General features: G+C 64.7%; 20 protein-coding genes. 10 read left to right on the forward strand and 10 right to left on the reverse strand.

Translation table 11 applies throughout. The features are described 5' to 3' along the window. Positions 1–271: 271 nt before the first annotated feature. The 3 genes from YUU_RS0139460 to YUU_RS0139470 all read left to right on the forward strand — a co-directional run bounded on the left by YUU_RS0139460 (position 272) and on the right by YUU_RS0139470 (position 2142). Entirely contained in the window at positions 272–661 is a 390-nt protein-coding gene (locus YUU_RS0139460; protein WP_027527220.1) for a helix-turn-helix transcriptional regulator, read from the forward strand. After that, positions 661–1149: an SRPBCC family protein gene (locus YUU_RS0139465; protein ID WP_027527221.1), complete on the forward strand. Its 489-nt coding sequence runs from the start codon at positions 661–663 to the stop codon at positions 1147–1149. The genes YUU_RS0139460 and YUU_RS0139465 overlap by 1 nt, the downstream gene beginning before the upstream one ends. A gap of 147 nt (positions 1150–1296) precedes the next feature. Then, the gene (locus YUU_RS0139470) at positions 1297–2142 is read left to right on the forward strand and encodes a hypothetical protein (RefSeq protein ID WP_027527222.1); all 846 of its coding nucleotides are present in this window, start codon (positions 1297–1299) and stop codon (positions 2140–2142) included. Between the two features lie 11 nt (positions 2143–2153). Here YUU_RS0139470 and YUU_RS0139475 read toward each other — a convergent pair whose 3' ends face one another. Then, positions 2154–2816 (reverse strand): response regulator transcription factor, encoded by a 663-nt coding sequence (locus YUU_RS0139475; RefSeq protein WP_027527223.1) that lies wholly within the window; start codon positions 2814–2816, stop codon positions 2154–2156. Beyond that, the gene (locus tag YUU_RS0139480) at positions 2813–4204 is read right to left on the reverse strand and encodes a sensor histidine kinase (RefSeq protein ID WP_027527224.1); all 1392 of its coding nucleotides are present in this window, start codon (positions 4202–4204) and stop codon (positions 2813–2815) included. The genes YUU_RS0139475 and YUU_RS0139480 overlap by 4 nt, the downstream gene beginning before the upstream one ends. Before the next feature lie 192 nt (positions 4205–4396). Here YUU_RS0139480 and YUU_RS0139485 point away from each other — a divergent pair, with 192 nt between their 5' ends. Then, a complete protein-coding gene (locus YUU_RS0139485) occupies positions 4397–5284 on the forward strand; it encodes a DUF3280 domain-containing protein (RefSeq protein WP_027527225.1) in 888 nt (295 codons plus the stop codon). A gap of 10 nt (positions 5285–5294) precedes the next feature. On the opposite strand, the gene YUU_RS0139490 is transcribed toward YUU_RS0139485, so the two are convergent. Genes YUU_RS0139490 through YUU_RS0139500 form a run of 3 tightly spaced genes read right to left on the reverse strand, consistent with a single transcriptional unit; the run spans position 5295 to position 8342 of the window. Then, on the reverse strand, positions 5295–6326 hold the full coding sequence (locus tag YUU_RS0139490; protein ID WP_027527226.1) for an L-idonate 5-dehydrogenase: 1032 nt from the start codon (positions 6324–6326) through the stop codon (positions 5295–5297). Positions 6327–6364: 38 nt separating this feature from the next. Continuing rightward, positions 6365–7132 (reverse strand): SDR family oxidoreductase, encoded by a 768-nt coding sequence (locus tag YUU_RS0139495; protein ID WP_027527227.1) that lies wholly within the window; start codon positions 7130–7132, stop codon positions 6365–6367. A gap of 10 nt (positions 7133–7142) precedes the next feature. Beyond that, positions 7143–8342 carry a mandelate racemase/muconate lactonizing enzyme family protein gene (locus YUU_RS0139500; RefSeq protein WP_027527228.1) on the reverse strand — a complete coding sequence of 400 codons (1200 nt, stop codon included), beginning with the start codon at positions 8340–8342 and terminating at the stop codon, positions 7143–7145. Positions 8343–8538: 196 nt separating this feature from the next. On the opposite strand from YUU_RS0139500, the gene YUU_RS0139505 reads away from it, so the two are divergent. The 4 genes from YUU_RS0139505 (at position 8539) to YUU_RS0139520 (ending at position 11583) form a co-directional block, all read left to right on the forward strand. Continuing rightward, a complete protein-coding gene (locus tag YUU_RS0139505; RefSeq protein ID WP_027527229.1) occupies positions 8539–9300 on the forward strand; it encodes a GntR family transcriptional regulator in 762 nt (253 codons plus the stop codon). Between the two features lie 23 nt (positions 9301–9323). Further along, positions 9324–10697 carry an MFS transporter gene (locus YUU_RS0139510; protein ID WP_027527230.1) on the forward strand — a complete coding sequence of 458 codons (1374 nt, stop codon included), beginning with the start codon at positions 9324–9326 and terminating at the stop codon, positions 10695–10697. Positions 10698–11087: 390 nt separating this feature from the next. After that, positions 11088–11330 (forward strand): hypothetical protein, encoded by a 243-nt coding sequence (locus YUU_RS0139515; protein ID WP_245288246.1) that lies wholly within the window; start codon positions 11088–11090, stop codon positions 11328–11330. Positions 11331–11364: 34 nt separating this feature from the next. Next, positions 11365–11583 carry a hypothetical protein gene (locus tag YUU_RS0139520; RefSeq protein ID WP_027527232.1) on the forward strand — a complete coding sequence of 73 codons (219 nt, stop codon included), beginning with the start codon at positions 11365–11367 and terminating at the stop codon, positions 11581–11583. 551 nt (positions 11584–12134) lie between these two features. Here YUU_RS0139520 and YUU_RS59415 read toward each other — a convergent pair. From YUU_RS59415 to YUU_RS0139545, 5 genes are all read right to left on the reverse strand, one after another. Beyond that, positions 12135–12341 (reverse strand): hypothetical protein, encoded by a 207-nt coding sequence (locus tag YUU_RS59415; RefSeq protein WP_156944778.1) that lies wholly within the window; start codon positions 12339–12341, stop codon positions 12135–12137. A 249-nt stretch (positions 12342–12590) separates the two neighbouring features. Further along, positions 12591–13844, reverse strand: coding sequence for an arsenic transporter (locus YUU_RS0139530; RefSeq protein WP_035664639.1), 1254 nt, complete (start codon positions 13842–13844; stop codon positions 12591–12593). A 25-nt stretch (positions 13845–13869) separates the two neighbouring features. Then, on the reverse strand, positions 13870–14061 hold the full coding sequence (locus tag YUU_RS61735; protein ID WP_027527234.1) for a hypothetical protein: 192 nt from the start codon (positions 14059–14061) through the stop codon (positions 13870–13872). 89 nt (positions 14062–14150) lie between these two features. Next, positions 14151–14591 (reverse strand): EamA family transporter, encoded by a 441-nt coding sequence (locus YUU_RS0139540; protein WP_027527235.1) that lies wholly within the window; start codon positions 14589–14591, stop codon positions 14151–14153. A 152-nt stretch (positions 14592–14743) separates the two neighbouring features. Then, on the reverse strand, positions 14744–17209 hold the full coding sequence (locus YUU_RS0139545) for a PAS domain S-box protein (protein ID WP_027527236.1): 2466 nt from the start codon (positions 17207–17209) through the stop codon (positions 14744–14746). Between the two features lie 229 nt (positions 17210–17438). Here YUU_RS0139545 and YUU_RS0139550 point away from each other — a divergent pair, with 229 nt between their 5' ends. After that, positions 17439–18509 (forward strand): putative zinc-binding metallopeptidase, encoded by a 1071-nt coding sequence (locus YUU_RS0139550; RefSeq protein ID WP_027527237.1) that lies wholly within the window; start codon positions 17439–17441, stop codon positions 18507–18509. A 188-nt stretch (positions 18510–18697) separates the two neighbouring features. Next, the coding region (locus tag YUU_RS0139555) for a biotin carboxylase N-terminal domain-containing protein (RefSeq protein WP_027527238.1) at positions 18698–19525 on the forward strand (828 nt) is incomplete at its 3' end.

Below are 19525 nucleotides of genomic sequence, written 5' to 3' on the forward strand. Positions count from 1 at the left end.
GCGTGAGCAGGACGGGCGAAACCAAGTGCGAGCGGCAGCAGCGCGGCCTTGGCAAGGCAGCGCCGGCTGATGGCAGGGCGCGGTGAGGGAACAAGCGGGTGCACGCAGTCTGATGATCAATTCGAATCGCCCCCGTTTCACACTTATCGGCAAATGTCGCGCGTCCCAATTCACGATTGCGCGGGGACGGTTCCGCCCGCGGAGGAAAGAAACTAAGCTGGACGGCTAACAATCATTGACGGCGCTCAGCGCCCCGTCTATAGTTAGCTACATGGCTAACCAACAATCCCGACTCGACCAGGTTTTCGGCGCGCTGTCCGATCCGACGCGCAGGGCGATCGTGATGCGGCTGTGCGCCGGCGAGGCGTCGGTCGGCGAGCTCGCCGATCCCTTCGCGATGGCGCTGCCGAGCTTCATGAAGCACATCCGCGTGCTCGAGGAGAGCGGCCTCGTCGAGTCCGAAAAATCCGGGCGCGTGCGCACCTGCCGGCTGTGTCCGGAGGCGATGGCGGGCGCGGAGGATTGGCTCCAGCAGCAGCGGGCGATCTGGGAGGCGCGCCTCGACCGGTTCGAGGCTTACGTGATGAAGCTGAAGAAAGAGAAGGAGAGGGCGGTTGCCAAGCGGCCGTCCCGAACAACCAAACGGAAAGGTGCCGAGTGATGACGAGTTCTGCCAACCCCGCTTTGTCGCAATGGTCGCTCGATCGCGAGATCGTGCTGTCGCGCGTGATCGACGCGCCGCGCGAGCTGGTCTTCGAGGCGTGGTCCGACCCGAAGCATCTGCCGCAATGGTTCGGGCCGTCCGGCTTCCGGATCGAGACCAAGGAGATCGACGTTCGCGTCGGCGGGGTCTGGCGCTTCGACATGATCGGGCCTGACGGCACGGTCTATCCGAACCGCATGCGCTTCCTGCGCATCGACAAGCCGCGGCTGATCGAGGTCGATCACGGCTCGGACAAGGATGAGGATCCCGGCATGTTCCGCATGACGGTCACCTTCGACGCCCACGGCGACAAGACCGTGCTGACGCTGCGGCAACTGCACCCGACGGCCGCGCAGCGCGAGACCGTGATCGGCTTCGGCGCCGTCGAGCTCGGCTACCAGACGCTGGACAAGCTTGCCGCCCATGTAGCGGCCCTAAAGGGTTGATCGCACTCGCAATCCACCGATCGCGCGGGCCGGGCTCGCGCCCGGCCCGAATCGAATCAGGCACACGCATTTTTGTCGCGACCGACTGGTTATTTGTGACAGAATTGCTACGGTTGGGTGTCGGTTCGGTTACACGCGGAGCGGTCGATGCGGTTGATGTTGCAGGCGAGGTCAAATCCCCTGGCCTGGTGGTGGGGTTCGCTGACGCTGGTCAGCAACGTCAACATCCTCGTATGGTTCATGCTGTACCGCGAATTCTACCAGGTCCCGACGGGTGGGTTCGCCAGCGTGTCGGGAATCGGACTCATGCTGCTACTCTGCGCCGGCTACGTGTTCGGCTGTGCGTTCCGCTCGTTCCTGCCGCGCGCCGACGTGCAGCGGATCTGCCTGTTCGACACCTGGCTGTCGAGCGTGTTCGTCGGCCGCTCGGTCGCAACCGCCGCTGAGCTCTGCTTCGCCGCGCAATGGGCGATCGTCCTCGCCCAGCTCGGCGGCATGGCGGGGGCGCAGACCACCGCGAACATCGCACTCGTGATCGTGCCCGTGATCATCATCGCCGAATGCTTTTCCTGGTATGCGGTCCTGACCACCAACTACCTCTACAACGCCATAGAGAATTCGCTGTGGGCGGTGGTCTTCTTCCTGGTCGGGATAGCGCTGTGCCGGTTGCTGCCCGAATTCCAGGGGCCGGTGCGCTGGGCCCTCATTGCCGGCATCGTCGGGATCGCCTGCTATCTCGCCTTCCTCGTCACCGTCGACGTGCCGATGTATCTGAGCCGATGGCGGGCAGGGCATCCCGAGGGCGGCAGGCTGCTCGGCCTGCTCGAAGGTCTTCATGACGTCGCCACGCGCTGGGTCGTGACGCATGACGTCGCGCATTGGAAGGGGGAGCTTGCCTGGATGGCGCTCTATTTCAGCGCGGCGGTGTGGTCGAGCCTCGCGCTGTGCGCGCTCTATGCGATGGAAGGCTATCTGACGCGCTACCTCGTTTGAGCTGCTGCCCTTCAGGCGTCGCCGAGATCGACCTGGGTCAATATGCCCTGGCGCAGCGCGAGCCTGACGAGCTCGATATCCGACTCGACGCCGAGCTTGCCCTTGATCAGGGAGTGCAGGTTCGCGACCGTCTTGGGACTGACGTGGAGGGTCTCGGCGATCTCCTCGGTGGAGCGTTCGGCAAGCAGGAGCCTGAGCACCTCGAATTCGCGCGCCGTGAGGACGTCGGTCGCCGAGCTCTCGCCGGCGAGCCGGCTCAGCGCGAGCTCGTGGTCGATGTCGGGGCTGATGGCGACCCGCCCCGCAAGCACGTCCATCACCGCGCGCACCAGCGTCTCCGGCGGGCTGGTCTTGGTGACATAGCCCCTTGCGCCGGCGCGGATCGCCTGCACGGCGAAGCCGGCGTTCTGATGCATGGTGAAGACGAGGATTTTTGCGCCCTTGTCCCACTGCCTGATCCGCCGGATCGCTTCAAGACCGCCGATGCCGGGCATGCTCAGATCCATGATGATCAGGTCAGGCGCGCACTCCTTGAACAGCCGGTAGGCTTCCGCGCCGTCCGAGGCCTCGGCGACGACGCGCAGTCCCGGCTGCTTCTGCAGGACGGAGCGATAGCCCTCGCGGACGACGGCGTGGTCGTCGACCAGCATGATGGCCCAGCCCGCCTCGCTCATGCCGCATCCTCCAAAGCGTCGAGCTGCCCGTCGGCAGGGCTGACCGGAATCACGACGCGCAAGGCGGAGCCGCCGTCCGGTCCGGCCGTGAAGCTGAGCCGGCCGCGCATCGCCGCGACGCGCTCGCGCATGCCGAGCAGGCCCATGCCGGATTTGACGGCGGCATCGTTCGGCCGGCCGTCGTCGTCGATCGCGAGCGCGATCTCGTTTGCGACCATCGCCAGATGCAGGCTGACCTTCGTAGCGCCGGCGTGCTTGGCCGCGTTGGTGAGCGCCTCCTGCACGATGCGGTAGAGATTGGCGCTGATGGAAGTGGGCAGGTTCTCGAAGGCGCCCTCGAAGCGGATATCGAAGCGCGTCTGGCCGTGGCTGCGGCCGTTCCACCCCGCCACCAGGCCTTCGAGGCTCGCGACGAGGCCGAGCTCGTCGACATCGGGCGGCCGAAGGCGGAACAACGCGCCGCGCAGCGTCTCCATCATGCCGGTCGCGGTTCGCGCAATGCTGTCGCATTCTCCCAGCAACGCGGGGCAGTCCTGTGCTGCGGTCTGGTGGGCGGACGCGGCGAGCGCGCGGATTGCGGCGAGCGACTGGCCGAACTCGTCGTGGAGCTCGCGCGCGAGATGGCGGCGCTCCTCGTCCTGGAGCGCGATCAGCCTGCGCGTCAGTTCGCTGCGCTCGGACAGCGCTGTGTCAAGACTCGCGGCGAGATGATTGAAGACGTCGCGGATGGCGGACAGCTCCGCGAGGTCGAAGGGCGGCAGCCGTGCGGTAAGGTCATTGGCGGCAATGCGTTCGAGGCCGGCGCGAACGACCTGGGTCGGACGCAGTGCGCGCGCCAGTGCTGCGTAGACCAGGGCGCAGAGCAGCGGCAGCGTGATCGCAAGCACGGTCATCAGGCGGCCGGCCTCGTGCCAGGCCTCCGCGGTCTGCACGGCCGGATCAAACCAGACCACGCCGTCGCCGAGCTTGGTTCCGCGCGCGATCACAGGCCGGACCGCTTCGCGGCCGGGATCGAACAGGCCGCGATAGAAAGCCGCGAACGCTTGCGGTGGCACGCTCGCCGGATTCGGCGCGCCGCTACAGAACCGCTGGAGCATCTCGCCATTTGCTCCACGGAATCCAAGGCACAGGCCGGGCGTCATCACGAAGGCCGAGACGGGGTCAAGGTTCGGAAAGTCAGAGCGCGGGCTGTTCACCCACTGGGTCTTGCCCTGTTGCAGCTCCAGCGTCTTCGCCACGATGGCGGCGATTCCGTCGATGCGCGCATGCACCGCGCGGTCGGCCGTGACGAGGAAATAGGCGGAGATCGCGGCGAAGCAGGCGGCCGATACGGCGGCCACGCGCAACGTCAGACGGACCTTGAGATCGAACCTCGGGCGGTTCCACATCGGCGGGCACCTGGCGCGGACGGTATTGTCGCGTCCGCATTAAACGGCAGAACGCCAGCGGCGGAAAGCGCTACGCGTTACCGCAATGCAACGTCGTGAAATTTTCCCGGCATTGGCCGGGACGGGCACTGCTGCATGGTCTGAGGCGCCGGCCTAGCATTGCGTGTCCGCTGCGTCGCACGAGGCCCGCTCATGCACCTCTCCCGGTTGATCCTCTCTGCTCTTGTCGCTGTGCTCCTGGATGTCCGATCAGCAGGTGCGGGCACCGAGGCGGCCGCGGCAGCGCCGGTCGGCGTGACAATCGAGGATTTCGGCTATCTCGATACGTCGGGCGAGCCGGTCGACCAGACCGCCGCCCACGAGAAGCGGCTCAACGCGTTCATGGTCGCGCTGCGGCGGGATGTCGAGGCGGACAAGCGCTATCAGCTCACCCCCGCTGGACAAGCCGATGCAAAATTCAAGGTCGTCGGCGGCGTCCAGAAGACGAGCACGCTGGTGCAGTGGGCGAGGGTGGCGGTGATCGACGTCGGCGCCAACAAGGTCCTGTTCGAGAAGCTCTACACTTTCCGCGGCGACAACGACGAAGCCTGGAACCGCGCCGAGGCCTTCGTCTCCCGCGAGGTGATTGAAGCACTTGCGCGGCCTGCGCCGATCGCGCTTGCGGTGTTCGCTTTCGAGCTCGAGGACACCACGGCTGCCCCAATGGCGGGCCTGAGCGAGTCCGATACCGCGCACCTGGCCGAGGTCACCAACGGCGTGCGCGACCGCCTCGCGCAATCCGGCCGCTACCGCCTGGTCGACGTCAGCGGCGCGAGCGGGGAGGCGGTAACGCGCCATGCGCTGCGCGACTGCGGCGGCTGCGAGGCGGACATCGCCGGGAAGCTCGGGGCGGACCAGTCACTGATCGGCGTGGTACGGCGGGTCAGCCGCACCGAATATACGATCGGATTCCAGGTCCGCGACACCAAGACCGGCCAGGTCCTCGCGCGCGGCGACAGCGGCCTACGCATGGGCGCCGACTATTCCTGGGATCGCGGCGCGGTGCGGCTGGTCGGCGACAAGCTGATCGAGGGCCAGTAGGCGCGGTGTTTCAGAACGTGAGCTGCACCTTCATCGACTGTGACCGGTCGCTGGCGAGCTCGAAGGCGGCGACCGCGTTCTCGAACGGCATGGTGGCCGTGATCAGCGGCTTCACGTCGATCAGGCCTTCGCCCATCAGTCGCACCGCCAGCTCGAACTCCGGATCGAAGCGGAAGGTGCCGCGGAGCTGCAGCTCCTTGGCGACGATGGAATTGATCGGCAGCGTCATCTCGCCGCCGAGACCGAGCTGCACGATGGTCGCGCCTGGCCGCAGCACGTCTAGCGCGGTGCGCAGCGCAGCCTGATTGCCCGAGGCTTCAAAGAGGGTGTCGAACACGCCCTTGCCGGCGCGCCAGGGATCAAGCGCCGCGGCGTGCGACGCGACGTTGATGGCATGCGTGGCGCCGAGTTGCTTTGCGATCGGAAGCGGCGCATCGGCAACATCCGTCACCACGATCTCGGCGGCGCCGCCGAAGCGCGACACCAGGATCATCAACGCGCCGATCGGACCGCAGCCGGTGATCAGCACGCGCTTGCCGAGGAGGGGGCCGGCCTGCTTGCCGGCATGCAGGCACACCGCGAGAGGCTCGGCGACTGCGGCTTCCGCCAATGACAGTTTGTCGGCAATCGGCACGGCCTGCGTCGCATCGACGGTCATGAACTCGCGAAAACCGCCCTGCACATGGGGAAAGCGCATGGCGCTGCCGAGGAAGCGCATGTCGAGGCACTGGTTGCGCATGCCTTCCTGGCAGTGCAGGCACTGGCCGCACGGCTTGCTGGGATTGACCGCGACACGCGTGCCCGGCTTCACGCGCGAGACGCCTTCACCAACTGCGGCAACGACGCCGGCGATCTCGTGCCCAAGCGCCATCGGCTGCTGAATGCGCACGGTGCCGAAGCCGCCATGGTGATAATAGTGCAGGTCGGAGCCGCAGATGCCGCCATTGGCGATCTTCACACGGACTTCACCGGGGCCGGGCGCGGGATCGGCAAAGCTGTCGATCCGCAGATCCTTCGGCGCGTGGATGACGACGGCACGCATGGGTTCACTCCTTCAGCTCGTTCTGTGGCGGGGCGCGATCACATCGCGGCGATCATGCCGCCATCGACATAGATGATTTGTCCGTTGACGTAAGTAGAGGCGTCGGAGGCGAGGAAGATCGCGGCGCCCACCAGCTCATCCGGCTTGCCCCAGCGTTTTGACGGGATACGCCCCATCAGCCAAGTGTTGAAATCGGCATTGTTGACCAGCGCCTCGTTCATGTCGGTCAGCATGTAGCCCGGGCCGATCGCGTTGGCCTGGATGCCATGCTGGGCCCATTCCACCGCCATGGAGCGGGTGAGATTCTTGATGCCGCCCTTGGCTGCGGTGTAGGGCGCAATCGTCGGCCGCGCCAGCTCGCTGCCGAGCGATCCGATGTTGATGATCTTGCCGCGCTTGCGCGGGATCATCCGCTTGGCGGCCTCGCGGCCGATCACGAAGGCACTGGTCAGATCGGTCTCGATCACCTTGCGCCATTCGTCAGTGGTGAACTCGACCAGCGGCTTGCGGTGCTGGATGCCGGCATTGTTGACGAGGATGTCGACCGCGAGCCCCTCGCGGTCGAAGCGCTCGAAGCTGGCGACGATCGCAGGTTCGTCCGTGACGTTGAAGGCGGCGCCTTCGGCCTTGTGCCCGGCGGCGCGAAACTCGCCGACCGCCTGTTCGACCCGCTTGGGATCGACGCCGTTGATGATCAGCTTGGCGCCGGCCTTGGCCAGGCCTTCCGCAATCGCGCGGCCGAGCCCGCGGGAGGAGCCGGTGACGAGCGCGGTCCGGCCGGAGAGATCGAACAGGGTGGAGCTCATCCAAGAATCCTCAAACGTTGGAGCGGCGCACGGTGAGATCGGACCGGTCGAATACCGCAGGCAGCAGATCGACGCCAAGACCGGGACCTTCCATCGGGAAGACGTAGCCGTCCCTGATCACGGGCATCGTGGTGACGAGTTCATTGTACCAGCCTTTGTAGAAGGCGCGCACTGATTCCTGGATCAGCGTGTTCGGCTGGCTGAACGACATGTGGATCGCGGCGATGAAGCCGACCGGCCCGATGCAATCATGCGGTGCAAAGGGGCGATGATAGGTCTCCGCCATCGCGGCGATCTTGCGGCCCTCGGTGAGGCCGCCGGTCCAGCACAAATCCGCCATCACCACATGCATGGCGTCGCGGTCGAGCATGTCCTTGTAGGGGAAGCGTGAGCCGAGCGTCTCGCTGGCGCAGACCCAGACGTCGGTCGAGCGCGCATATTCGGCAAGCGCCTGCGGCGAGTTCATGCGGATCGGGTCTTCGTACCAGGTCGGCTTGTACGGCTCGAGTGCCCGCGCGATCTGTTTTGCGGTCGGCAGATTCCAGAGCGAATGGAGCTCGACCATGATCTCCATCTTGTCGCCGACGGCTTTGCGGATTTTTTCGAACGGCTCGATCGCCTGCTTCATCTGGGCTGCGGTGATGAAAAGGCCGTTGTTCTCCTGTGCCGCCGGGTCGAACGGCCAGATCTTCATGGCCGAGATGCCGCTCTCCAGAAGGCTTTCGGCCAGCGCGTCGGCGCGGTTCATGAAGGCGTCGAGGTCCTCATAGGGGCTCTGCACCTCGCCGAGATTCCAGTTCGAGACCGGGCGGATGTTGGTCGAGCGCACATATTTGGTGCCGGCGCAGGTGTTGTAGATGCGCTGCTTGTCGCGGCAGAGGCCGCCGAGCATCTGGTGCACGGGCTGGCCGCAGACCTTGCCGAAGAGGTCCCACAGCGCGATGTCGATCGCGGAGGCGGCGCGATACTCGACGCCGGTCGAGGACTGCGCCATCGGCAGATTGAGCATGTCGCGGTGGATCGCCTCGATGTGCAGGGGATTGCGGCCGAGCAGGCGGCCGGCAAAGGTGTCGTGGATCTGCGCTTCGACGGCGCCTGCGCCATAGAAGGTCTCACCCAAGCCGATGACGCCGGCATCGGTGTGGACGCGCACCCAGATCACATTGGCGAATTCCTCGGTGCGCAACGTCTCGATCGACGTGATCTTCACTGCAATTTCCTCCCGTCGAGAGCGCAGCGAGCGCCCGTGTTGTTGTTCTTGCTTTGACTGTATTTGGGCCGCCAATGCCTCGCGGCCCGGGTCGCAGTCATACGCCCGCTTGTAATATATCACAACATGTTTTATGCATGTCACCAACAAGACGCGGTCCGGCTCGGGGGCGAGGCGGGGTCGAAGGGAGGACAACATGGTGCGGCGCAAACGCGCGCTTGAGCTGGTCAATGCGGCAAGTGAAGGCGCGATCGGCCGGCGCAACCGCGTCAATTTCGTCGAGCTGGCCTATCAGAAGATCGAGGATCTGCTCGTCAATTGCGAGCTGAGGCCGGGTCAGTTCCTGACGATGCTCGAGTTGCAGCACATCACTGGCTTTGGCCGCACGCCGGTGCACCACGCCGTCAACACCCTTGCCGCCGACACGCTGATCATCATCCGCCCGCGCCACGGCTTGCAGGTCGCACCGATTGATCTCGCCCGCGAGCGCATGCTGCTGGGCCTTCGCCGCGACATGGAACGCTTCGTGATCCGGCTCGCAGCCGATCGCGCCAGCCTGTCGCATCGCAACCAGGCCCTGCATATCGAGCGCGTGCTGCGCGAGCGCCGGGCGAAGCTGACACTCGACGAGTTCAACAGCCTCGACCGCCGCATCGACGCGCTGATCCTCGAGGCCGGCGGCGAGCCGTTCCTCGCGCATACGATGCGGCCGCTGCACACGCTCTATCGCCGCATCGGCTTCATCCATCACCGCCACATGCCGGGGCAGACCGACTTGTCCGGCACCATCGATCGCCATCTCGACATCTTGAAGGCCATCGCCAATCGCCGCGTTGAAGCGGCGGTCGAAGCCAGCGACGCGCTGATCGACTTCATGAATGCGATCTTCGTCGGGATGGAGGCGGGGATCGATCCGCGGCTGCTCGATTGCAGCATCGAGCCGCTGCTCGGCACGTAACAAATCTCAGGGAGAAACAGAACATGTCAACGATGGCCGCGCAACACATGCCACAGGAGGCCGCGAGCGAAGCCGCGGTCCGCTACCTCATCACCAACTACAGTCCCAAGGGCAATAAGGTCGGGTGGCTGATGATGGCCTCGATCCTGGTCGAGGCCTGGGACCTCTATTCGATCGCCTTCGTGCTGATCTTCATTCGCGAGCAGTACAATCCCGATCCCCTGATGCTCGGTCTCGCCGCGGCCGGCACGCAAGGCGGCGCCCTGATCGGCGCGCTGCTCGGCGGCTGGCTGTCCGACAAGGTCGGCCGCCGCGTGATGTTCCTGGTCACGATGGTTTTGTTCATCGTGTTGGCGCTGGCGCAGGCCTTCGTGCCCAGCGTCGGTTGGCTGATCGTCATCCGCTTCCTGCTCGGCGTGCCACTCGGCTCCGACATCTCGACCGGCTACACCTACATCATGGAATCCATGGCCAAGGGCGAGCGCGAGATCATGGGCAACCGCTGGCAGTTCATGTTCGCGGTCGGTGAAGTCCTCACCATCGGTGTCATCGTGATATTCCTCCTGATCGACATGCAGCACGAGATGCTGTGGCGCATAACGCTCGGCCTCGGTGCCGTGCCCGCGCTGATCATCCTGATCATGCGGCACGACGTGCCGGAGACGGCGGTCTGGCTGGTGCAGAAGGGACGTTTCCGCGAGGCCAAGCAGGTCGCGCGCGAGATGTTCAACGACGATCTCGCTATGCTGCCGGACCAGGACGTGGTGGTGCCGAAGGTGCGCACCAGCGCGTTCCTTGCGGACCTCAGGAAGGACCCGATCCGCTGGCGCGCCACGATCTATGGCTGGATCGCCTGCTTCGCGCAAGGAAGCGAGTTCTCGACATTCGCGTTCTACCTGCCGGTGCTGTTCGTGATGGTCGGCGTGTCGTCCATCCTCGGCAACAATCTGGTGACGATGGCGCTGTTCTGCTTTGCCGGACTCTCGGGCTGGGTCGGGCCGTTGCTGACGCCGAAGCTCGGCCATCGCGGCATTGCGATCGCGGGTTTTTCGATCGTGCTGGTGTCGCTGCTGGTCGCGGCCTTCGCGCTCTACACCGACAACAAGATCCTGCTACCGTTTGCGGCCGCCGGCATGCTGTGGGGCCATTATTGGGACGCCTCGAACTGCATGACCATCCCGACCATGGTCGCCAAGCCGAAGTATCGCGGCACCGCGAGCGGCTTCGCCTACATGTTCGTGAAGCTGCCGTCCTTCCTGGCGATCTTCCTGTTCCCGGCGCTGTTCTCGGCGATCGGGCAGGCGAACGCCACGCTGTTCGTCGCGATCTTCCCGCTGATCGGTTTGCTCGCTGCGATCTTCATCCTGCCGGAGGTCTACGGCTACGAGAATGACTGACGGACGACGCAACCGCATAGCCCATGGCGGCCCTTTTTGGTTTTATCCGGACCGCCATGGGCCTCGGGCGCGCCGACGTGATCGCTGTCCGACGATCAACACCGCGAGGACGATGATCCCCATGGCGTCAACTACGAGTGCGTAGGTCTCATATGGCAATAGCCGTTCCTAGTATGGCCAAACGCCCGCAGCCTAATCGAGTCTCGATTTCCGCTCGGTTCGCTTTGCGACACTGGGTGGCGCTTTGCCTTGCCGGCAGCCTTCGGGCGGACGTTTTGCGTTCCAGGACTGCGGGTGCGCGCCGTCTGTGCGTTGGCGCGCATCGAGTGACGGGAACCTTGGAGACCGCGGGCAGTTGATTAGCAGTCCCCGACAAGCGGAGTTGTTCCCATGCGCGAGAAGCGCCGGCTGGCAGCGCCAGCAGCGTCCGCCCGCACCACCAAGGCATCGATTGAGCCCCTGAGGACCGGATATGCCTTAATCGTCGACGGTCATGTCAAGGCGACCTTCGCGGCGAAACCGAGCGCCCTGGAAGCTGGCACACAGCTGAAGAACCGATTCCCTCGGCTTCAGGTCAAGATCTACGACGCCGAAAACAAGCTCAGCGAGGTTGTTGAGATCGCCCGCGCTTGACGCGCCGATCGGCGGCCCGTTTGGAGTTGGCACCATGAGCGCCTCGAGCACAGGCGACAAACGAGCCATGAACGTCCTGCGCGAATTGCAAGATGCCGAGAAGGAGTTGGTCGGCAAGGCCGTCGTCTTGACTGACGCCAAGGCTGGCACAATCGATGGCGTCTTCCTCGATGATGAGCATGGGCTCCGCATCTCGATCGCGGGGCATGAGGGTCGATGGCCGATTTCGACGGTGAAGCAAATCGAGAGCTAATCGCCCACGACCCTGCAGCCTGTACCGATGATGGGAGGGTCGTCGGGCCGAATTGGGCGCGGTGCCGAGCGGGCCCGCTATCGATTTAATCGGCCCAACGGAAGGCCGCCGTCCATGCTCGCCTGGCCTGATCCGGAGATCATCCTCTGCCGTGCATCCGCCGATGTAGTCAGTCTTTGCGGCCACCGCGGCGGGCGGCAGGATCACCTACCCGGTGATATCAGCCACGCGACTATGTCGGATGCAACTTTGGTCTGTCGGGACTTCCTAAGCAGACTGTCTCGTTTGTGCCCGGGTGGGTAGGTCTCGGCTTCGTCGCTCAACTGCCGGGCTTCTATGGCAAGCCGTACCTTCAGCGAGGACTTTGGTTTGAACCGGAGGCGCTTCATTGATCGGTCCCCATACGTGAACCTGCCTCGTCGATAAGAACTCGCCGCAGCGGACAAAGGTTCATGAACGCCCGACAACGTTCATTGAATGCTGACTGACGCAACAACTCTACCAGAAATGTAGCCTGATAACAGTTTCAATCGCGCGGGATATGTGGCCGTTCAGTTACCGATGACGGCCTGGCCTGGCGCGCGGTCCAACGGCGGGCGTGGTTTAGCGAGGCCGGTCGTGCCGGGCGGGGTCTCGTTGTTAGCCCTCCTTGTGTCGACCCGCTCAAGCGTCGTGACGAATGCCGCGAGGATTGCGATAATCACCGCAACCATGAAAAATCCAATGGCGGTATGGTGGCTATCCCGCTCACTACTCATTGAGGGACCTCCACTCTGGTGTAGAAACGTCAAACGGCTTGGTATGGTTCCTCGTTCAGGCGTCTTGGGTCGATGATGGCATCATGCCTCCGATTTGCCCGACGTGTCAAATGGATTCGGAAAATTCGTAAGGCGTGGCGCGGGCAGGCGTCGGCTACTTTGCATGGGGTTGTTTTCGATGTTTTTGTTGAGGCGCGTGCCGCGCCTCATCTCGTCATGCCTCGGGGCTGCGAGAACGACTGACCACGCTCATCTGATCGCGGCCGCGAGTGCCGCGATCAGGGCCGGCGGCGTCACGAGCAGGCCGAGCTTGAGGAAGGGCCAGGCGCCGACCTCGATCTTCTCGCGGCGCAGCGCCACCAGCCATAGGATGGTGGCGAGTGAGCCGGTGATCGAGAAATTCGGCCCCAGGTCGACGCCGATCAGGATGGCACTGACGACGGATGTGGGCAGGTGATCGCTGGCGACGATCGATCCGGCGACGAGCCCCACCGGCAAATTGTTGGCGATGTTGGTGGCAACCGCAGTCGCAATCCCGACGCTCCAGGCGGCCTTGGGTACGGATTGTCCGACAGCCTCATGCAGGAGCGTGCTGAGATGGCCGATCACGCCGGTCTTGATCAGCGCCTCCACCATCACGAAGAGCCCGCCGACGAGCGGCAGCACGCTCCATGACACGTGCTTGAGCACCGGCAGGGGCGACTGACGGCTGAGCAGCAGGACGAGGCCGGTCGTTACCGCGCCGCAGATGAAGGTGGGCAGGCCCAATTGCTTGTCGAGCGCGGAGGCCGTAACCAGCACGAGGCCGATCGCGGCAATACCGATCGCGGTCAGCTTGCCACCACGGCTGAGCCTCTTGTGCGCGACCTTGTGCTCGATGTCCTCCTCCTTCAGCGCGCGATGCTGGGTGAGGCGAAGTACGACGTAGGTGAGTACGATCGAGGCGAACGAGGGCAGGGCGAACAGGCGGAGCCATTCGGCCAGATGCGGCATGTGCGTGCCGAACACCACGAGGTTGGCGGGGTTCGAGATCGGCAGCACGAAGCTCGCGGCGTTGGCAATGAAGGCGCAGACGAAGAGATAAGGCAGCGGCTGGGCGCCGGCTGCCCGTGTCGCCGCGTAGACCGCCGGCGTCAGCACGATCGCGGTCGCATCGTTCGACAGGAAGACGGTGACCAGCGTGCCGACGAGATAGATCAGCAGAAACAGGCGCTGCGGCGAGCCGCGGGCATATTCGACGGCGAGCGCTGCGAGATAGTCGAACAGGCCTTCGAGCCGGGCGAGCTCGGCGATCAGCATCATACCGATCAGGAACAGATAGACGTCGATGCCCTTTTCGACGCCGGTCAGCGCGTCATCCCAGCTCAGGACGCCGAACAGCACCAGCGCCGCAGCGCCCGCCAGCGCCCAGATTGCCTCGGGCAGGCGAAAGGGGCGGATGATGACGCCTGCGGTCGCAAGCACGATGATGCTCCAGGCCCAATAGGCGGCATGCGGCGCGATCGGCAATGTGGCCCTCGTTCGATGGTTATCGTGCAGCGATAGCTGAAGCCGGCGGCGCTGTCTTCCCCTGCGGACGCGACTCGTCCCATCGCTGCTCGGTGAGGGGATAAACGGCAAGATATGGCCCAAGCCCGTCGCGGACATCGGCGAGGAAGAAATTCGCCGCGTCCAGCGCGCGCCCGGCTTGCACCCCTTCGCTCAGACTGCGCTTCGACATTGTGAATCTCGATCGAGGCGCAGAACTCGCCCTGCGAGAAACCGATGTCAGACCGGATTGGTTCCGCTCACATCAGCGCGAGCACTCCGTTACAGCTTCACCGCGAGCAGCACCGCGCCGGCGCCGATCATCGCGATGCCGAGCCAGCCCTGTGCAGTCGGACGCTCGCCGAGAAAGGCGAAGGCGAACAGCGCCACCAGCACGACGCTGAGCTTGTCGATCGGCGCCACCAGCGTTGCGGGCCCGAGCTTCAGCGCGCGGAAATAACACAGCCAGGATGCGCCGGTGGCGAGGCCCGACAGGATCAGGAATAGCCAGGTCTTTGACGAGATTTCCGACGGCACCGCGAATTGGCCGGTGAGGAACAACAGCACGGAGAAAGCCAGCAGCACCACGATGGTGCGGATGAAGGTCGCAAGATCCGGATTGATGTTCTCCACCCCAACCTTGGCGAAGATCGCAGTCAGCGCGGCAAAGCAGGCGGAGAGCAACGCCCAGGTCTGCCAGGCCGAGAGGAGGGTGGGTTTCATGTCATGCAAGACCTGATGGAGCGTAAAAGCACAACAGCGCCGTCATTGCGAGGAGCGAAGCGACGAAGCAATCCAGACCGTCTCCGCGTAAAAATTCTGGATTGCTTCGCTTCGCTCGCAATGACCGTGACGGCTTCGCGCAAATTTGACAATCACCTTGCGACCGAGACCTTTTCCGCCATCGCCTTGCGCAGGATGCGCGACAGCGACTCGACCGAATACGGTTTCTGGATCAGCTCGAAGCCGCGATGGGCGCTTTCGGCGAGCACGTTGCTGTAGCCGGAGGTGAGCACGACCGGCAGGCCCGGATAGCGATCGCGGATGACGCCGGCGAGCTCAACGCCATTCATGCCGGGCATGATGACATCGGAGAACACGAGATCGACAGCGAATTCGTTCTCGCCGAGGATCGCCAGGGCCGCGTTGGCGTTGGCGACACGGCGCACGACATAGCCGAGGTCTTCGAGCAGTTCTGTGGAGAAGCGGCCGACGTCGTCATTGTCCTCGACCACCAGCACGCGATAGCCGCGTCCCGTGGCGGCGGGTTCGCTCATCAGCGACGCTGCTTCGGTAGCCAGGGTGGGGCTCGGCGCCTGCGGCAGATAGATCGTGAAGGTCGCGCCGTGTCCGACGCTGCTCTCGACCGCGATGTCGCCCTCGGACTGCTTTGCGAAGCCGAAGGCCTGGCTGAGGCCGAGCCCGGTGCCCTTGCCGACCTCCTTGGTCGTGAAGAACGGTTCGAAGATCGCCTCGAGATGTTCCGGCGCGATGCCCGAGCCGGTGTCGTGGACCGAGATGGCGACGAAATCGCCGCTGCGCGCCGATTGTGTGCGCAAGGCAGGGATGCCCTTGAACTTGCGGACCGCGATGGTCAGCCGTCCCTCGTCCTTCATCGCATCGCGTGCGTTGATGGCGAGGTTGATCAGCGCGGTCTCGAATTGCGCGATGTCGGCGATGGTGAAGCAGTCGGCATCCTGCACGTCGACCACGATCTCGATGCGGGCGCCGACCAGCGTCCGCACCAGTTGCGCCACGCTTTCGACCTGCGTGCCGACGTTGAAGATCTGCGGCTTCAAGGGCTGCCGCCGCGCGAAGGCGAGCAGCTGTGCCGTCAGGTTCGAGGCGCGCTCGACGGTCTCGGAGATCGCATCGACGTAGCGTCGCCGCCGTTCCTCCGGCAGCTCGCGCCGGCGCAGGAAGTCGGTGGCCGAGCGGATAATGGTGAGGAGGTTGTTGAAATCGTGCGCGACGCCGCCGGTGAGCTGGCCGATCGCCTCCATCTTCTGCGACTGGCGCAGCGCCTCCTCGCCGCGGCGGCGCTCGCTGATGTCGACGGCCTCGGGCACGGCGCCGGAGATCCTGCCGTGCTGGTCGAGCAGGGGGCGGATGCTGAAATCGAACCAGCGCTCGCCGATCGGGAGGCGGAGCAGCATCTCCATCCGCACCGCTTCGCCAGTCAGGACCGTATCGAAGGCGTTGCGGACCATCGTCGACATGCCTTCGGTCGCGGCGAACCATGGCGTGTCCCAGAACGGCTTTCCGATGACGTCTCGCGGCGCGGCGCGGATGCCGGCGAGCGCCGTCGTGTTGGCGTAGAGCACGTTGCCTTCGAGGTTGAGCAGACCCTGGTACTGGTTGCTGGTTTCCAAGATCGCAAGCAGCCGGGCCTCGTTGGCTTCGAGCTGTGAGGTACGCTCGGTAATGCGCTCTTCCAGCGTTTCGTTGAGCTGCCTGAGCTCGATCTCGGCCTGCTTGGCGGCGGTGATGTCGTGGGCGACGCCGATGAAGCCGATGTGCTTGCCATTGGGGTCCCAGCGCGGCTGCGACTCCGAGCGCAGCCAGCGCCACTGGCCGTCGGCGCGCCTGTAGCGTGCTTCCAGCACGAAGGGTTTCAGCGAGGCTTCGCCCTGCACGGATTGCTGGAGCACTTGGGGCAGGTCATCCGGGTGCAGCACCTTGCGCCAGTCGAAATCGATCGCCTCCTCGAAGGGCAGGCCGAGGAAATCGACATAGGCCTGGTTGGCGAAGGAGCGCTTGCGGTCCAGCTTGGTGACCCAGATCGGCACCGGCGCGCTGTCGGCGATCAGGCGAAAGCGTTCCTCGCTTTCCCGCAAGGTCGCCTGCGCCAGCATCTGGTCGGTAACGTCGAGGTCAGCGCCGACCAGCCGCACCGCGCGGCCGCCCGCATCGCGCTCGATCTTGCCGACCACGCGGATCCAGCGCACCTCGCCGTCGCTGGGGCGGGTGATGCGGTAGGTGTCGGAGTAATCTTCGCTCTCGCTTTTGAGGGTGCCGAACAGGTGTTTGATCGTGCGCTCGCGATCCTCTGGATGGATACGCAGCATCCAGTCGCCATAGGTCTCGTTGGCGGCCTCCGGCGGCAGGCCGTGGATCAGCAGATATTCGGGGGTGCGGCGATTCCTGACGCCGTCACGGAAATCGATCTCTAGGCCGCCGACGCCGGCGATGCGCTGGATGCGCGCAAGCTCGGCCTCGCGCTCCTGCAACGCGCGATAGGCGTTGTCGCGCTCGCGGGCGATCTCGTCCAGATGCTGGCGCAGCCTTTCGGCGGCGATGGTCTCGGGCAAAGGATCGTTCAAGGGGTCGGCCGCTGTGATGCACGTGCCGGAGCAATTGTCACACAGACCGGGCGCGATGGCTACCCATTGCAACGACCTGAAGGGGAGAATGATGTCCGGGAAGTGTGGACGGCGAACCAATGTCCAGTTTGAGGAATTTGTTCCGCCCGCAGGAACGATTAACGTCGCGAAGCGTCGTCGCCGGGCCCAATAGCCTCAAGATAGGTTCAAGATGGGCTCAAGAGACTCCTGTCGGGGGATGTAAACCTTGAAGTTATTTGTCTGCCAGGCCTGCGGCAACGTCCTCTATTTCGAGAACCGCGCCTGCGAACGCTGCGGTCACCGGGTTGCCTTCCTGCCTGAAAAGGAGATGCTCTCCGCGATCGAGCCCGACGGGACGGCCTGGGTGACGCTGGCCGACAAGGGCACGGGCCGCATGCTGTGCGCCAATGCCGAGTTCGACGCCTGCAACTGGCTGACCGAGCCCGGCAGCAGCGATCTCTACTGCCGCGCCTGCCGGCACAACGGCACGGTGCCCGACCTGTCCGACCCGGCGCAGCTTGCCGGCTGGCGCGAACTCGAGGTGGCCAAGCACCGGTTGTTCTATTCGCTCTCGCGCTGGAAGCTGCCGCTGACGACGCGGGCAGAGGATCCCACGCACGGGCTGATCTTCAACTTCCTTGCCGATGATCCCTTCAGCGGCCAGCGGATCATGACCGGCCATGACAATGGCCTGATCACGATCGCGCTGACGGAAGCCAACGACATCGAACGCGAGCGGCGCAGGCTCGAGATGGGCGAGCCATACCGCACGCTGCTCGGGCATTTCCGCCACGAGGTCGGGCACTATTTTTGGGACGTGCTGGTGCGGGACGGCGGCAAGCTCGACGAATTCCGCGCGAAGTTCGGCGACGAACAGATCGACTATGGGCAGGCGCTCCAACGCCATTATGCGGGGGGGCCGCCGGATGACTGGCAGCAGAGCTATGTCTCCGCCTACGCGACCACGCATCCCTGGGAGGACTTCGCCGAGACCTGGGCGCACTACCTCCACATCGTCGACACACTTGAGATGGCCGCCGAATTCGGCGTGGAGGTGCGCCCCAGGATCGATCGCGACGGCGAGCTGACGGCGCGCATCCGCTTCAACCCCTACACGGCGGCGGATGTGGAGAAGCTCGTCAATGCATGGCTGCCCTTCACCTTTGCCATCAACAGCGTCAACCGGGCGATGGGTGCCCGCGACCTCTATCCCTTCATCCTGTCACCGGCGGTGGTCGGGAAGCTGGGTTTTGTCCACGAGCTGGTGCGGGGCGCCGCCAAGGCCGATAGCAGATAGGGATCGATAAGGCCTGCTTTGGGAAAGCGATAAGGCCGGCAGGGATCGCTGGTACGCCAGGGCGGGGTGCGGATTTAGACCGTTGCCTCTGGCCTATTTTGCTGTACCACGGACACATCACGGCCTGTCCCATCAGCCCGAAGGGGTGAGGGAGAGGTCCCGCCCAGGGTCGAAGAACCAAGAAAAGCATGTTCAAACGCATTCTGATCGCCAATCGCGGCGAAATCGCCTGCCGGGTCATCAAGACTGCCCGCCGGATGGGAATTGAGACGGTTGCGGTCTATTCCGAGGCCGACCGCGACGCGCTGCATGTGGAGATGGCCGACGAGGCCGTCCTGATCGGGCCGCCGGCCGCGGCCGAGAGCTATCTGGTAATCGAGAAGATCGTCGAGGCATGCCGCAAGACGGGCGCGCAGGCCGTGCATCCCGGCTACGGCTTCCTGTCCGAGCGCGAGGCGTTTCCGCGCGCGCTGGAGGCAGCCGGCATCGTCTTCATCGGCCCGAACCCCGGCGCGATCGCGGCGATGGGCGACAAGATCGAGTCCAAGAAGGCGGCCGCCAAGGCCAAGGTCTCGACCGTGCCCGGCTATCTCGGCGTCATCGAGGACGACAAGCACGCGGTGCGCATTGCTGACGAGATCGGCTACCCCGTGATGATCAAGGCCTCCGCCGGCGGCGGCGGCAAGGGCATGCGCATCGCGCATTCGAAGAGCGAGGTCGCCGAAGGCTTCAATCTGGCGAAAGCCGAAGCCAAGGCGTCGTTCGGCGACGACCGCGTCTTCGTCGAAAAATTCATCGTCGATCCCCGCCACATCGAGATCCAGGTGCTGGGCGACAAGCANGGCAATGTCATCNATCTCGGCGAGCGCGAATGCTCGATCCAGCGCCGCAACCAGAAGGTCATCGAGGAGGCGCCGTCGCCGCTGCTCGACGAGACCACCCGCCGCAAGATGGGCGAGCAGGCGGTCGCGCTGGCGAAGGCCGTGAACTATGATTCCGCCGGCACCGTCGAATTC

Source organism: Bradyrhizobium sp. Ec3.3, from assembly GCF_000472925.1.
In the GTDB taxonomy this organism is placed as follows: domain Bacteria; phylum Pseudomonadota; class Alphaproteobacteria; order Rhizobiales; family Xanthobacteraceae; genus Bradyrhizobium.